The following is a 13,799-nucleotide window of genomic DNA, read 5'->3' on the forward strand; positions in this document are numbered from 1 at the left end:
TCAGGCCTTTTCCGCATGGATATAGGCGACCGCCTCGCGCAGCGCCGCCTGATCCTTCGAGCGCATCTGATAGGCGTAATTTCCCATGGCGCGGCTGAAAACCTCTTCGATGGCCTGATGGTGGACGATCTTGTCGCGGTGCGCCGCTAGCACGTCCTCATGGCTGTGCAAATAGTGGAGGTGCCGCTTGCGACTGGCATAGGCGGTGAAATACTTGCCCTCATATGGCCCGCCGGCGGCGTCCTTGACCACCATGTCGGCCCATGCCGCGTAGACGTCGATGTCGAACGTGTAGTTGATGGCGTCGGTCATCCAGGCGCCGGGCGGCCGCATGTTGACCTCCAGCGCGATGATCCGGTCGTCCCTGGTCTCGAACAGCTCGATGTGGAAGAAGCGCTCGCGCACGTCGAACGCCTTCAGGATCTTGCGGCCGGCCTCCTCGACCGCTGGCCTGATATGGGGAAAGCAGGTGTAGCTCATATGGCGGTCCTTGTTGACCACCTCCATGACGCTCTGGTCGTAGCGGTGGCTGGCCGCCAGCACCACCTCGCCGTCGCGGTTGACCAGCCCGTCATAGGTCACCACCAGCCCCTCGATGAATTGCTCCATGACGAAGGTCACGTCCTCGGGCTTGTCCCGGAAGAACTGGTCGAGCTCCCCTGTGTTGGAGATCTTAAAAGTGTTGGAAGCGCCAGAGCCGCTGTCGGGCTTCACCACCACGGGATAGCCGACGCGGCGGATGAAAGTCATGGCGCCGGCGCGGTCGGAGCATTTGCGCTGCGCGATGGTCTCGACGCCGCTCTTGCGGAAAAAGGCGCGCATGCGGCTCTTGCGCTTCAGGTTCTTCACGAAATCGAGCTTGGTGCCGTAGATGTTGAAGTCGGTGCGGATGTTGGCTTCCAGCTCTAGCCAGTGTTCGTTGAGCGATTCGAACCGGTCGACGCGGCCCCATTTGTGGATGAAATGCCCCATCGCCCGGAACACCGGATCGTAGTCCTCCATGTCGGCGACGCGGTAATATTCCGAAAGCGCTGCCTTCAGCCTGCCGTCAAGCGCGTCATAGGGCGCATCGCCAATGCCGAGCACGGTGGCTCCGGCCTTCTTCAGCCGGTCGCAGAAATCGGCGCCGTTGGTCGGAAAATGCGGCGAAAAGAACACGAAATTCATCGACAACCACCTCCCGGTGACAGGGCACCGCAGCCCCGTCGGCATCCAAGTCTGGCGCATTTGCGGCGCCTGGGGAAGAGCACCGGCATTTGGGATAATGTTCAACGGATTCAGCCCCCGCTTGCCTCTGCCGGGGCGCTCCTGTATGAGAACCGGCATGAACACGCGCGCCACCATCGCTTCCCGTCAGACCGGCTTTGCCGGCGAGACCGTGCGCGCGCTTGCCTCGACCCTGCTTCTTCTCGGCCTTATCGGCGATCGCCGGGTTCGCTGAAGGAGCGCCCGGCGGTCGAACCGCCGCGCAAGCGCATGCTCCTTAGCCAGTCTCAAAATTGGCAGTCACATCAAGCGAACGAAAAAATCTGGTAAAGGCGCCACTCGCCAGCCATCCGTCCGAGACGGATCCGAGGGCCGCCGGGAGAACAAGACGATGAACGCACGAGAACAGATCCGCCCTGATGCCGCTGTAGCAGGCAAGCATGTCGAACCAGCCCGCGGCATGCCCGACGCGGCCCGCAAATACCAACCCTATCCGACCGTTGGCCTCACCGACCGGACCTGGCCCTCGAAGGTCATCGACAAGGCGCCGATCTGGTGTTCGGTCGACCTGCGCGACGGCAACCAGGCACTGATCGACCCGATGGGCCATGAGCGCAAGGCGCGCATGTTCGGCCTGCTGCTCGACATGGGATTCAAGGAGATCGAGATCGGCTTCCCCTCGGCCTCGCAGACCGATTTCGACTTCGCCCGCTGGTGCATCGAGGAAGGCAACGTGCCCGCCGATGTGTCGCTGCAGGTGCTGGTGCAGTGCCGGCCCGAGCTGATCACGCGCACCTTCGAGGCGCTGAAGGGCGCCACCAACCCGATCGTGCATTTCTACAATTCGACCAGCGAATTGCAGCGCCGCGTCGTCTTCGAAAAGGATGTCGGCGGCATCAAGCGCATCGCCACCGACGCGGCCAAGATGATCACCGACATGGCGGCCAAGGCCGGCGGCGGCTATCGCTTCGAATACTCGCCGGAAAGCTTTACCGGCACCGAGCTCGAAGTCGCGCTGGAGATCTGCAACGCCGTCACCGAGATCGTCAGGCCGACGCCGGACAACAAGCTGATCATCAACCTGCCGTCGACGGTCGAGATGTCGACGCCCAACATCTATGCCGACCGCATCGAATGGATGTGCCGCAATCTGGACGCCAGAGAGAACCTGATCATCTCGCTGCATCCGCACAATGACCGCGGCACCGGCATCGCCACCACCGAACTCGGCTTGATGGCGGGCGCGGACCGCGTCGAAGGCACGCTGTTCGGCAATGGCGAGCGCACCGGCAATGTCGACATCGTCACGCTGGCGCTCAACATGTACACACAAGGCGTCGATCCGGGCATCGACTGCTCCGACATCAACCGGATGAAGGACGTCTATGAATATTCGAACCAGTTGAAGATCCCCGAGCGTCACCCCTATGTCGGCGAACTCGTCTACACCGCCTTTTCCGGCTCGCACCAGGACGCCATCAACAAGGGCATGAAGGCGCTGAAAAAGGCCAACACCAGCCTCTGGGAAGTGCCGTATCTGCCGATCGACCCGGCCGATGTCGGCCGCAGCTACGAGGCGATCATCCGCATCAACTCGCAGTCCGGCAAGGGCGGCATCGCCTATGTGCTGCAGGCCGATTACGGCCTCAATCTGCCGCGCAACCTGCAGATCGAATTCAGCCAGGCGATCCAGGCGATCACCGATGCCGAGGGCAAGGAAGTGCCGGCCAAGCGCATCTATGAGCGCTTTCTCGAAACCTATGTCGACCAGCCGGGCGCGCGCCTGAAATTCCTCGACCACCACACCTATCCCGATACAGTGGTCAAGGGCCGGCGCGTGGTCGAGGCAGTGATCCTCGACAAGGGCAAGGAAGTGACCATATCAGGCACCGGCACAGGCCCGATCGACGGCTTCGTCGATGCACTGTCACGCCATGTCGGCGTCGAGATGTCGGTGCTCGATTATTCCGAACACTCGATGCAGCGTGGCTCCAATGCATCCGCCATTTCCTATGTCGAAATGGAATATCCCGGCGGCAAGCTGTTCGGCGCCGGCATCAACACCAACATCGTCGCCGCCTCGCTGGAAGCGGTGACGTCGGCAGCCAACCGCATCGTCGGCCGCAAGCCGCGGTAGCATCTACCGACGATTGGCGCGAGAGATCACAGCCACTCTCGCGCCAGCCATTTTTTCAAGCCGAACAAGGCCTTGGCCTCAAACGGCTGACACCGGCGGCACACCAATCCTGTAGCCGGCATCGGCAGCGTCATTAACCACCGGAAAATTATCCGGTGAGGTATGCGATCGCATAACGGGTGTATACTTGTGTGGTGGTGCGAGCCCTATATGATCGCGCCTCAACCTGTGCCGACTTCGAGAGGATCGACACTTGCAGCATGCCACGCCTGCCGCCCCCGCAGTGCGCGAGACACTGGAGCGACTGCTTGCCAGCGAAACGTTCGGACGGTCCGAGCGCGCGCGCAAGCTGATCCGTTATCTCGTCGAACGCGAGCAGGCCGGCGAAGCCGACAGGCTCAAGGGCTTTTCCATCGCCATGGACGTCTTCGGCAAGGACGGCGATTTCGATCCGTCGACCGATGCCGTGGTGCGGGTGCAGGCAGGCCGGCTGCGCGAATTGCTGCAGCAGTATTTCGCCAATGAAGGCATCGCCGAGCCCGTCCGCATCGCCATCCCACGCGGCGGCTACGTGCCGGCCTATGAGCTCAACGCGATCCGTCTGCCGGAAGTGGCCAAACCCGCCGAGCAGGCGCCAGCGGCAGCAGCTCCAGCCGAGCACCCCAATACTGCCGACGAGGCCGTTGCGCCCGCCGCGTTGCTGGCGCCGGCGGCGGCACCCGCGCCCTCTGTGGCGCGCCATCTCACGTTCTTCTGGATGGCGATCGTTGTGGTCATCGCCATGCTCGGCGTCCTGATCCTGCGCCAGGGCGGCGGCGCGCTGCTCGCCGGCGGCGATCTGCCGGCGACGTTCGAGAGCGCCGGCCTGACCAGCAGCATCGCGCCGTCCCCGGCCAGCGAGGCCCTGCCGCTCGTCTACATCGCCGTCAAGGCCAGCGGCGCGGACGCCAGCCGCGTCGCCGCGTCGTTGCGTGCCGGCCTGAGCGGCTTCGATACCATCGACTTTATCGGCCGCGACACGGTCGACAAGACCGACCCGGTCGCCAGTGCAACGAGCTTCATGTTCGATGTCCTGCCTGGACCGGGCGCGGGCGAGATCACCATCGAGCTGCAGAGCGTGGCGACCGGACGTGTGCTTTTGTCGCGCAACCTGACAGCCGCCGACAGCGCGCCATCGGCCGTCGAGGACCGTATCGCCGGCATCCTGAGTTCGGCACTGCCCGCGTCCGGCACGATCTACAACTATATCGAGCAGAGCGGCATTCAGAACGGCCTGACGCAGTGCCTGCTGCTCAACGGCAAATACTATCTCGATCAGAACGCCAGAACCCACGAGGCCGCCTATCGCTGCCTCGAAACCCTTGCCGAGAACGGCGCAAAATCGTCGCTTGTTTACTCCGAGCTCGCCTCGCTGCACCTCGAGGCCGTGAACGACCATTACGCCTATCCGCCGGATGCGACGATCGAGAAGGCGATGACATTCGCCCATCGCGCCGTGCAGATGGGCCCGACCAGTCCCTATGCGCATCGTTCCTACGGCTACATCAATTCGCGTCTTGGCAATGCCGACGAGGCGCTGCGTTGGATGCGCAAGGCCCATGATCTCAACCCCTATGACGTCTCCATGGCGGCCGCCTATGGTTATGGGTTGGTCTTCGCCGGCCGCTACGCCGAGGGAACACCCCTTCTGGCTCATGCGGTGGATGCCTCCAGCGGCCATCCGACATGGTGGGATTTCGGGCTTTTCGCCGGCGAGTTGATGCTCGGCGACACGAGCAAGGCCGCGATCGCCAGCTCCGCACTGAGAACCACGGCAACGAAATCGCACTATCTTGCCGCCCGGCTGATCGGCGCCAGGATCTCCGGTCAGGACAGCCTGGCACGCAAGCTGCTCGATGAACTCACCGCCAAATTCCCCAAATTCGCCGCCAATCCGCGCGCGACCTTCATCGACCGAAAATATCCGGCCGACCTGACCGAGCGGCTGGTCGGCGCCTTGCGCGCCGCCGGGCTCGGCGACGCCAGCTGAAGTTGAACAAACACCGGCCGTTGGACCAATGGAATTGCCGGGCGGTCGCGCACGGAGAACAAGGGCCCCCAATCGGGCTGATTTGCCGGCTTCCGCTGGACAAACCCCATTGAATTACAGGCTCGCCTTCGCGAACAATCGCGAAAATTTTACTGGCTATGACGCAGGGTGAAGCGCAATCCAGCCGCATTTGGTGTCAGGTCCGCGCTTTTCACAATCCGCAACAAGCTCCCACCTTCATGATTTCATCGCTCTATGCCGCCGAACAAGGATCTGGTTCGAAGACCATCGTCCTGCTGCACGGTTTTGGCGGTAGCCACAACGTCTGGCGCGACGTGATCGCCTCGCTCGCCCCTTCCGCGTGCACGCTTGCCTATGACCTGCCGGGACATGGCCTGTCGTTCGACTTTGCCGGTGCCGGGCCCGCAAAGGTGGCAGCAAGGGCCGTTCTTGCCGACCTTGCGGCCCGCAAGGTCAAACGCATCCATCTCGTTGGTCATTCGATGGGCGGAGCGGTGGCGACCTTGATGGCTCTGGCCGAGCCGGAGAAGGTGGCCTCGCTGACGCTTCTGGCGCCTGGCGGCTTCGGCCCGGAGATCAACGGGCCGCTGTTGCGCCGCTATGCCGCCGCACGGAGCCCGTCCGAGATCCTCGCCTGTCTTGCCGCCATGTCGGGTCCACTGGCGCGCCCCTTTGATCACATCGCCGATATGCTCTGCGAGATGCGCAAGCGGCCCGGACAATCGGAAAAACTCGTCGAGATCGCCGCCGCCATGACCAGGGACGACCGCCAAGGCGTCATCCCGCGTGAACGGTTGGACAGGCTGACCATGCCGGTGATGGTGGTATGGGGCAGTGATGACGCGGTGCTGCCCTACACCCAGGCCGACGACCTGCCGGCGCGCTTTCATGTGCATCACGTGCTGCAGGCCGGCCACATGCTGATCGAGGAAGCGCCCGATCTGATCGCCAGCATCATCCGGCGCAATATGAACCGTCGCGCCAGGCCCGTTCGCCCCAAACTCGCCGCGGCGGCCAGTTGAGTTGCTTAATGCATGTCGCCCGAAAGTGACCTCGGTTTTGGGAGAACGACGTGCATGAAACAAAGATCTGAAGCGCGTCGCGCAACGCGACGCGCTTCAGCGCAGCATCCCAGACCGCCTCTGTCCGCTTCATCTCGCCAGTGCATTTTGCCGGCGTCTGTGTTAACCCCGTGTTAACCAAACCCGCGAGGCAGACGCCGATGAAGGACGCAGGCGAAAAGATCGATCCGTCAAGAAAACTGTCCGATGCCATCCGTGATGTGAAGAACGCCTTCGCTGACCGCGACGATGTCGTCGTCGACATGCGCGAGGCGCATCGCATGCGCCTCGATCTCCTGGCCGCCGAACTCGCACCCGTCTTTGCCGATGTGCCCGCCGACATGGACAATTTCGACTTCGTCGTTTCGTCAGGGCTGCAGCCGCGCCTGTGGATCGATGCCGTCAGCCATGTCGCTATGGGGCGCGACCGCCGCACCTACCGCTTCCTCAAGGACACCCGCATCGGCCGTGTGGTGCTTGCCGAATCGACCGAGATGAAGCCAGTTGCCGATTCCGTGACCCGCTATGTCGCCGAGCGCATCGTCGAGCGCCAGAGGATGATGGAGGGCGGGGTCGAGCCGGCCGTCGCCGCCATGAGGCGCGCCGAGGTGGCTGAGGCCGAGCCGCCGCTGCGGTCGCCGCAACGCGGCAAGGGCTGGTCGGCCTTCCTGTCAGGCCTTGGCCTGGTCGCCGCCGGCGCGCTGGTCGGCCTGGCGGTGTCGGTCGCCTTGTTCTGGGACCGCCTCGTGGCGATGGTTTTCAGCCTGCGGCCATAGAAGCGCTGGCCTCCACACCCAGTTCCAAGGTCTGCAGATCGGCGGGCGGTATCGCCGGCCCGGTCAGGCCGCGCCGCGTCAGGCGGATGCGCCAATTGCCCTTTTCGCCATCGATATCGAACAGATTGTACTGTGCGGCCGGATGCTTGCCACCCGGCGCCTGGCCAGCGGCGGCGACACCGACCACTGGAACCTTGGTGCCGCGCAGCCCGATCTGGAACAACGACGGCAGATGCGAATGACCGTGCAGGACGAGCTCCGCACCGTTCTTGCGAATGACCTTGTGGAAGCGGGCGATGCCGAACAGCCGCTTGTGCTGCGAAACGGCGCCGCGCACCGGCGGATGGTGGATCATGATCGCGCGAAACAGGCCTTGCCCGGCCGTATCGCGCAGGATCTTGCCGAGCCGGTCCGCCTGCCCTTCCATGAAGAAGCCATTGGCCATGAAGGGGGCCGTGGCGCGCGCCGTCGAGACGCCGATCAGCGCGACATTGCCGCGCACGCGCAGATAGGGGAACGCGTTGCGGTCGACCGGCGTGTTGACGCCGTCGCCGCTCATCCAGGCCGCCCATGAGCGGCAGACCTTGTCGAAGGCGCCGGGCACATAGGCGTCGTGGTTTCCCGGAACCACGGAAACGTCGTTCGGCGATCCCAGCGTCTCCAGCCAGTGCTTGGCCATCTCGATCTCGCCGTCGAGCGCCAAATTGACGAGGTCGCCGGTGACGGCGAGGTGGTCGGGGTTCTGCGCCTTGATGTCGGCGGTGATGGCGTCGATGACGGCGTCATGCATATGGCGCCGGCGATTGCGTTGCCAGTTGACGTAGCCGAGCACGCGCTTGGAGGCGAGATCGCGATAGGATACATCGGGGAGCGGCCCCAGATGGACATCTGAAATATGCGCGAGCCTGAACATCCATCCCTCATAGGCGACCAGCGCCCCGCTTTCCACTCAAGGTTTCCTTATCACCCACGGTTTCGCACCTGATGGCAAATCCGGACGACATCTTCCGCCAGACCGGCTGGTCGGGTTTGCGGGCCAGGTTGTTCCATCTCTATTTCGTACTGCGGCGGCCAATGACACTCGGCGTGCGCGGCCTCGTCCATGATACCGCGACGAATTCCGTTTTCCTGATCCGCCATACCTATGTGCCCGGCTGGCAGCTTCCCGGTGGGGGCGTCGAGGTCGGAGAAACGCTGGCCGAGGCGCTGGTGCGCGAACTCGCCGAGGAAGGCAACATCGCGCTGAACGCGCCGGCAGTGCTGAAGTCGATGCACTTCAACCGCCGCTCCAGCCGCCGCGACCATGTCGGCTTTTACGTCATCGAGCACTTCAGTCAGACGATACCGAAGCTGCCGGACCACGAGATCGCCGAGGCCGGCTTCTTCCCGCTCGATGGTTTGCCGGAGGGAACGACGCCGGCAACGCTGCGACGTATCGCCGAGGTTTTTGAGGAGGAACCCGCGTCGCCCTATTGGTAAGCATGCCTTTCCTGAAGGCCGAGCTTGACAGACAGGCTCGCATCAACACGGAAACCTTCCGATAGCGACCACCCCCGCCGCGGGGACTGCAGATCTCAGGTCGCGAACCTTGCCCGGTCATGCGGCGCACCATAGTCCAGTTCCGGCCCCACCGGCACGATCCGTGTCGGATTGATCGTTTCGTGGCTGCCGTAATAATGCGCCTTGATATGATGGAGGTTCACGGTCGCGGCGACACCTGGCACCTGGTAGAGATCGCGCAAATAGTTCGACAGGTTCGGATAGTCGGCGATGCGCCGCAAATTGCATTTGAAATGGCCGACATAGACCGGATCGAAGCGCACCAGCGTGGTGAACAGCCGCCAGTCGGCCTCGGTGATGCGGTCGCCGACGAGATAGCGCTGTTTTGACAGCCGTTCCTCCAACGTATCCAGCGCCGCGAACAATTCGCCGAACGCCTCCTCATAGGCACGCTGCGTGGTGGCGAAGCCGGCGCGGTAGACGCCGTTGTTGACCGCGGGATAGACCAGCGCGTTGACGCGGTCGATCTCATTGCGCAGATCCTCGGGATAGAAATCAAGGCTTGCATCGCCCCATGCGTCGAACGCCGAATTGAGCATGCGGATGATCTCTGAAGACTCGTTGGAGACGATGGTCTGCTCCTTCTTGTCCCAAAGCACCGGCACGGTCACCCGGCCGGAATAGGCGGGATCGGCCTTGGCATAGATCTGGTGCAGGAAATCCAAGCCGTAAAGCGTGTCGCCCGTGGCGCCGTCCTCGGCCAGGAATGTCCAGCCGTTGGCGCCCATGAAATGATGCACGACCGAGACGGAGATGATGCCTTCGAGCCTCTTCAGCGCGCGAAAAATCAGCGTCCGATGCGCCCACGGGCAAGCGAGCGAGACATAGAGATGGTAGCGGCCCGGCTCGGCCTTGAAGCCGCGCCTCCGGCCTTCGGCCGGCACCCCGTCGACGGTGATCCAGTCACGCCATTGCGACTGCGTCCGCACGAACCTGCCGCCATGGTCAGCCGTATCGTACCAGCGATCCTGCCACCTGCCCTCGACCAGCAATCCCATGCGAATCTCCTTGCGTCCTTTCCCATCATTTAGGTGCAAGCTTGCCCCGCCGAAGACATCAGGCGCTGAACAGACCGTCACTTGACGGAGACGGCGAACACATCAGGCCAATTGCGGCGGCCGAAAATTGATGCTAGCGGACACACCGCATGTTCGACTTTGCTTTGATCCGGTTTGACCGACGACGAAAGGGCGCCCGCGCTTGATGAAGCGCTGACTGGCGAACGCTGCCGTTTGCAGCAACCTTTCCTCCTCTACCGGAACGCAAAGACCATGAGCCTTGCCGACGTGAAATACCTGCCGGAAACTCCGGCGCACGGCCCCGAAATCGAAGCCATCAATGACGAGGCCTTCGGGCCCGGCCGCTTCGTGCTGGCCGCCTACAAGATCCGCGAAGCCGGCGGCCACGAGCGTGCGCTGTCCTTTGTGGCGGTCGATGGCGATCTCGTCGTCGCCTCGGTGCGCATGACCCGCATCGCCGCCGGCGCCGGCCGCGCGCTGATGCTCGGGCCGCTCGCGGTGCGGCCAGCCTTCAAGAATCTCGGCATCGGCCGTCGGCTGGTAGCGATCACACTCGAAGCGGCTGCAAAGGTCGGCGCGCCGGCCGTCATACTGGTCGGCGACGAGCCCTATTATGGGCCGCTCGGCTTCAAGCGCATCCCGCGCGGCCAGATCTCGATGCCGCGCCCTGTCGATCTCGACCGCCTTTTGTCGCACGAGATCACGCCGGGCGCGGTGGCCAGGCTCACGGGCGAGGTCGGTCATGCCAGCCAGGCCAGGGTCGCCGAGCACGTCTAGGCGATGGCTTGACCTTGACCGTCGATCCGGGCCTGATCCATCCCTGTTTTCTTGGAGCAATTCCAGGAAGATGTGAAACGGTTCGGCGCTTTCGTGAAATAATGAAATGCTCCGGGAGAGGATGACGCCATGAACCCGAACGGCCAGATCGCAATCGTCACCGGCGGCGGCTCCGGGCTTGGCGAGGCAACGGCGCGTGCCCTTGCCGCCAAGGGTGCCCGCGTCGCCATCTTCGATGTCGGCATCGACCGCGCCGCCAAGGTCGCGGCCGAAATCGGCGGCATTGCCGTGCAATGCGACGTCAGCAGCGCCGACAGTGGCGCCGCCGCCGTCGCCGAGACGGCGAGCAAGCTTGGCGAGCCGCGCCTCCTGGTCAATTGCGCCGGCATCGCCATTGGTATGAAGACCATCGGCAAGGACGGGCCGCACCCGCTCGATCAATACCGCAAGGTGATCGAGGTCAATCTGATCGGCACATTCAACATGGTCCGCCTGGTCGCCGACCGCGCCGCCAGGCTCGAGCCGCTGCAGGGCGGCGAACGTGGCGTCATCGTCAACACCGCTTCGGTCGCCGCCTATGACGGCCAGATCGGCCAGGCCGCCTATTCCGCTTCGAAGGGCGGCGTGGTCGGCATGACCCTGCCGGTGGCGCGCGACCTCGCCCGTTCCGGCATCCGCGTCTGCACCATCGCACCCGGCATCTTCAAGACACCGATGATGGCCGGCATGCCGCAGGAGGTGCAGGATTCGCTCGGCGCCGCCGTGCCCTTCCCGTCCCGCCTCGGCGAACCGTCCGAATATGCCGCACTTGCCCTGCACGTCATCGAAAACCAGATGCTGAACGGCGAAACCATCCGCCTCGACGGCGCCATCCGCATGGCGCCGAAGTAGTATAAGTCCAGAAGTGCGATGCGGTTTTGGGCGGCTTGCATAGAACGCTTGCCAAAACCGGCATCATCGTCTGATAAGTGGAATATGAAAATCAACTTAGCAGGACGAGACCCTTGGACGATCAAAAGAAGGACGTGATCCGCGAGACCGACGCCGAGGCGATCCGCTTGGCGAAGACGCTCCTGCGCAGCGCCCGCTTCGGCGCCCTCGCGGTGCTGGAGCCGCAGACCGGGTCGCCGCTGGCGAGCCGGGTTGGTGTTGCCACCGATATCGACGGCGCGCCGCTGATCCTGGTCTCGATGCTCTCGGCGCACACGCCCGCCATGCTTGCCGATCCACGCTGTTCCCTGCTGCTCGGCGAGCCCGGCAAGGGCGACCCGCTGGCATATCCGCGGCTGACGCTGATCTGCCAGGCGTCGCGGCTCGAGCGTGGCTCTGACACGCACGCCCGCGCCGAGCGCCGCTATCTCAACCGCAATCCCAAGGCGAGCCTCTATGCCGGGCTCGGCGACTTCTCGATCTTTCGCCTCGAGCCCCAGCGCGCCAGCCTCAATGGCGGTTTCGGCAAGGCCTATCTGCTCGATCGCTCCGATCTCGTCACCGTCGGACCCATCGTCCAAGAGCTTGCGGCGGGCGAACAATCCGCCGTCGAGCACATGAACGCGGACCATCTGGACGCGGTCGCCGTTTACGCGCATCATTACGCCGGGGCATCTGGCGACGGCTGGAGCATTGCCGGTTTGGACGTTGATGGCATGGATCTGGTGTCGGGAGACAATGTTTGCCGTGTATTCTTCCCACAACCGCTGGTATCAGCGCGGGAATTGCGACCCGTTCTGGTCGAAATGGCCAGGGGCGGCCGGGCGGCCGGGCAGGCAAATAATGAAACTTAATTGCATTTGATCAAAAGCAACACTTGAGATTTGAAAGAAATGTTCTACCCTCCAGAGAGGGCGCTGACTCGTCGGTGGCCTTTCGCAAGTGAATTTATGGATTCAGGCACCATTGCCCCCATGGCGCCTCGATGAGCAAACAGCATGGGGCATTCATGGTCTCGACAAAGCTAATCGCAAACGCCGAATCTGCTGCCGAATTTTTGATGCTCATGGGCAACGAAAAGCGGCTGTTGATTATGAGCTATCTGATCGACGGTGAAATGTCGGTCGGCGCCATCGCCGACAAGGTGATGCTCAGCCAATCCGCGCTCTCGCAGCATCTGGCCAAGCTGCGGGCGCTTGACCTCGTGGAAACCCGCCGCGACCGTCAGATGATCTACTACTCCTGCAAATCCGACGCGGTGCGCGAACTGCTTGTCGTGCTGGATGGTATTTTCGGCACCGGCAAGGAGGACCTGTCCCAGATGGCGCAGAGATTGCGCCGCGCCGGGACTTGACCGGACGCTCCTGCGCCCGCTTACCTCGCTGACGATTTCCGGAGCGTGGCTTGTGCGTCTCTCCCGACGCGCGGACCACGCTCTCGATATTTGAGCGCAGGACATGGACCCAATCCGCATCGACGACCCACGGGATTCGCGCGTCGCCGCCTATCTCGATATCCGCGAGCGCGATCTTGCCGGCCGGCAAGGCCGTTTCGTCGCCGAAGGCAAAGTGGTCCTCGACCTGCTTCTGTCGTCCGGCCGCTTCGGCGCCGAATCCATTCTTGTCCTGGAAAACCGGCTCGACGGCCTGGAGGACATCCTGCACAAGGCGCCGGCGGACCTGCCGGTCTACATCGTCACCAGCGCGGTGATGGATGCGATCGCCGGCTTCCACATGCATCGCGGCATCCTGGCCATCGGCCGCAAGGAGACGCCGCAAGCGGTCGGACCGTTGCTGGATGCCCTGTCCGGCCAGGCCCTGGTGGTGGTGCTCGTCGGCATCGCCAACCACGACAATATGGGCTCGATCTTCCGCAACGCCGCCGCCTTCGGCGCCGATGCGGTGCTGATGGATGCGACATGCTGCGATCCGCTTTACCGCAAGGCGATCCGTGTTTCCGTCGGCGCCGCGCTCAAGATCCCGTTTGCATCCTTCACCGACACGTCAGGCTTTACGGCGACGCTCGCCGAACGGGGTTTTGAACAATTCGCCCTATCGCCGCGCGGAAATACCGACATACGCGACGCAAGGCCGGCCCAGCGCCTGGCGCTCTATCTCGGCACCGAGGGCGAAGGCCTGCCAGAAAGCCTGCTGGCGCGCCTGCAAACCGTGCGGATCACCATGTCGAAAGGCTTCGACAGCCTGAATGTCGCCGCTGCGTCAGCCATTGCCCTGCATCACTTCTCGCATCGTTGAGCAAGGGCGGCGGCGGGGCACCGCCGTT

At 63.4% G+C, this 13,799-nt stretch carries 13 protein-coding genes; 10 read left to right on the top strand and 3 right to left on the bottom strand.

The window, feature by feature from the left end; all coding sequences use genetic code 11:
* Nucleotides 1–1,167, bottom strand: coding sequence for an ATP-grasp domain-containing protein (locus D3242_RS15365; RefSeq protein WP_027047314.1), 1,167 nt, complete (start codon nucleotides 1,165–1,167; stop codon nucleotides 1–3).
* A 430-nt stretch (nucleotides 1,168–1,597) separates the two neighbouring features.
* On the opposite strand from D3242_RS15365, the gene leuA reads away from it, so the two are divergent.
* The 4 genes from leuA (at nucleotide 1,598) to D3242_RS15390 (ending at nucleotide 7,230) form a co-directional block, all read left to right on the top strand.
* Complete coding sequence (gene leuA / locus D3242_RS15375; RefSeq protein ID WP_081295866.1) at nucleotides 1,598–3,343, top strand: 2-isopropylmalate synthase; 1,746 nt, start codon at nucleotides 1,598–1,600, stop codon at nucleotides 3,341–3,343.
* Between the two features lie 253 nt (nucleotides 3,344–3,596).
* Nucleotides 3,597–5,372: a tetratricopeptide repeat protein gene (locus D3242_RS15380; RefSeq protein WP_019860741.1), complete on the top strand. Its 1,776-nt coding sequence runs from the start codon at nucleotides 3,597–3,599 to the stop codon at nucleotides 5,370–5,372.
* Nucleotides 5,373–5,611: 239 nt separating this feature from the next.
* On the top strand, nucleotides 5,612–6,415 hold the full coding sequence (locus D3242_RS15385; RefSeq protein WP_064980639.1) for an alpha/beta fold hydrolase: 804 nt from the start codon (nucleotides 5,612–5,614) through the stop codon (nucleotides 6,413–6,415).
* Nucleotides 6,416–6,615: 200 nt separating this feature from the next.
* Nucleotides 6,616–7,230: a hypothetical protein gene (locus tag D3242_RS15390; RefSeq protein ID WP_027047315.1), complete on the top strand. Its 615-nt coding sequence runs from the start codon at nucleotides 6,616–6,618 to the stop codon at nucleotides 7,228–7,230.
* Here the strand turns inward: D3242_RS15390 and D3242_RS15395 are convergent.
* On the bottom strand, nucleotides 7,214–8,143 hold the full coding sequence (locus D3242_RS15395) for a metallophosphoesterase family protein (RefSeq protein WP_081295907.1): 930 nt from the start codon (nucleotides 8,141–8,143) through the stop codon (nucleotides 7,214–7,216). The two genes, D3242_RS15390 and D3242_RS15395, sit on opposite strands and share 17 nt — an antisense overlap.
* 71 nt (nucleotides 8,144–8,214) lie before the next feature.
* Here D3242_RS15395 and D3242_RS15400 point away from each other — a divergent pair, with 71 nt between their 5' ends.
* Complete coding sequence (locus D3242_RS15400; protein ID WP_064980641.1) at nucleotides 8,215–8,709, top strand: NUDIX domain-containing protein; 495 nt, start codon at nucleotides 8,215–8,217, stop codon at nucleotides 8,707–8,709.
* Between the two features lie 95 nt (nucleotides 8,710–8,804).
* Here D3242_RS15400 and D3242_RS15405 read toward each other — a convergent pair whose 3' ends face one another.
* Nucleotides 8,805–9,788 carry a glutathione S-transferase family protein gene (locus D3242_RS15405; protein ID WP_064980642.1) on the bottom strand — a complete coding sequence of 328 codons (984 nt, stop codon included), beginning with the start codon at nucleotides 9,786–9,788 and terminating at the stop codon, nucleotides 8,805–8,807.
* A gap of 273 nt (nucleotides 9,789–10,061) precedes the next feature.
* Between D3242_RS15405 and D3242_RS15410 the strand changes: the two genes are divergently transcribed.
* From D3242_RS15410 to D3242_RS15430, 5 genes are all read left to right on the top strand, one after another.
* The gene (locus D3242_RS15410; RefSeq protein WP_064981647.1) at nucleotides 10,062–10,586 is read left to right on the top strand and encodes a GNAT family N-acetyltransferase; all 525 of its coding nucleotides are present in this window, start codon (nucleotides 10,062–10,064) and stop codon (nucleotides 10,584–10,586) included.
* 129 nt (nucleotides 10,587–10,715) lie between these two features.
* Complete coding sequence (locus tag D3242_RS15415) at nucleotides 10,716–11,477, top strand: 3-hydroxyacyl-CoA dehydrogenase (RefSeq protein ID WP_064980643.1); 762 nt, start codon at nucleotides 10,716–10,718, stop codon at nucleotides 11,475–11,477.
* A 113-nt stretch (nucleotides 11,478–11,590) separates the two neighbouring features.
* Nucleotides 11,591–12,370 (top strand): HugZ family pyridoxamine 5'-phosphate oxidase, encoded by a 780-nt coding sequence (locus D3242_RS15420; protein ID WP_038649203.1) that lies wholly within the window; start codon nucleotides 11,591–11,593, stop codon nucleotides 12,368–12,370.
* A 155-nt stretch (nucleotides 12,371–12,525) separates the two neighbouring features.
* The gene (locus D3242_RS15425; RefSeq protein WP_027047319.1) at nucleotides 12,526–12,870 is read left to right on the top strand and encodes an ArsR/SmtB family transcription factor; all 345 of its coding nucleotides are present in this window, start codon (nucleotides 12,526–12,528) and stop codon (nucleotides 12,868–12,870) included.
* A 103-nt stretch (nucleotides 12,871–12,973) separates the two neighbouring features.
* Nucleotides 12,974–13,771: a TrmH family RNA methyltransferase gene (locus D3242_RS15430; RefSeq protein ID WP_064980644.1), complete on the top strand. Its 798-nt coding sequence runs from the start codon at nucleotides 12,974–12,976 to the stop codon at nucleotides 13,769–13,771.
* Nucleotides 13,772–13,799: the final 28 nt, after the last annotated feature.

The organism is Mesorhizobium jarvisii (assembly GCF_003601985.1).
Lineage (GTDB): Bacteria > Pseudomonadota > Alphaproteobacteria > Rhizobiales > Rhizobiaceae > Mesorhizobium > Mesorhizobium jarvisii.

What these genes read in the sequence shown, in the direction of transcription:
- D3242_RS15365 (WP_027047314.1), bottom strand. Translation starts at nt 1,167, where the DNA reads ATGAATTTCGTGTTCTTTTCGCCGCATTTTCCGACCAACGGCGCCGAT.
- leuA (WP_081295866.1), top strand. Translation starts at nt 1,598, where the DNA reads ATGAACGCACGAGAACAGATCCGCCCTGATGCCGCTGTAGCAGGCAAG.
- D3242_RS15385 (WP_064980639.1), top strand. Translation starts at nt 5,612, where the DNA reads ATGATTTCATCGCTCTATGCCGCCGAACAAGGATCTGGTTCGAAGACC.
- D3242_RS15390 (WP_027047315.1), top strand. Translation starts at nt 6,616, where the DNA reads ATGAAGGACGCAGGCGAAAAGATCGATCCGTCAAGAAAACTGTCCGAT.
- D3242_RS15395 (WP_081295907.1), bottom strand. Translation starts at nt 8,143, where the DNA reads ATGTTCAGGCTCGCGCATATTTCAGATGTCCATCTGGGGCCGCTCCCC.
- D3242_RS15400 (WP_064980641.1), top strand. Translation starts at nt 8,215, where the DNA reads ATGGCAAATCCGGACGACATCTTCCGCCAGACCGGCTGGTCGGGTTTG.
- D3242_RS15405 (WP_064980642.1), bottom strand. Translation starts at nt 9,788, where the DNA reads ATGGGATTGCTGGTCGAGGGCAGGTGGCAGGATCGCTGGTACGATACG.
- D3242_RS15410 (WP_064981647.1), top strand. Translation starts at nt 10,062, where the DNA reads ATGAGCCTTGCCGACGTGAAATACCTGCCGGAAACTCCGGCGCACGGC.
- D3242_RS15415 (WP_064980643.1), top strand. Translation starts at nt 10,716, where the DNA reads ATGAACCCGAACGGCCAGATCGCAATCGTCACCGGCGGCGGCTCCGGG.
- D3242_RS15425 (WP_027047319.1), top strand. Translation starts at nt 12,526, where the DNA reads ATGGTCTCGACAAAGCTAATCGCAAACGCCGAATCTGCTGCCGAATTT.
- D3242_RS15430 (WP_064980644.1), top strand. Translation starts at nt 12,974, where the DNA reads ATGGACCCAATCCGCATCGACGACCCACGGGATTCGCGCGTCGCCGCC.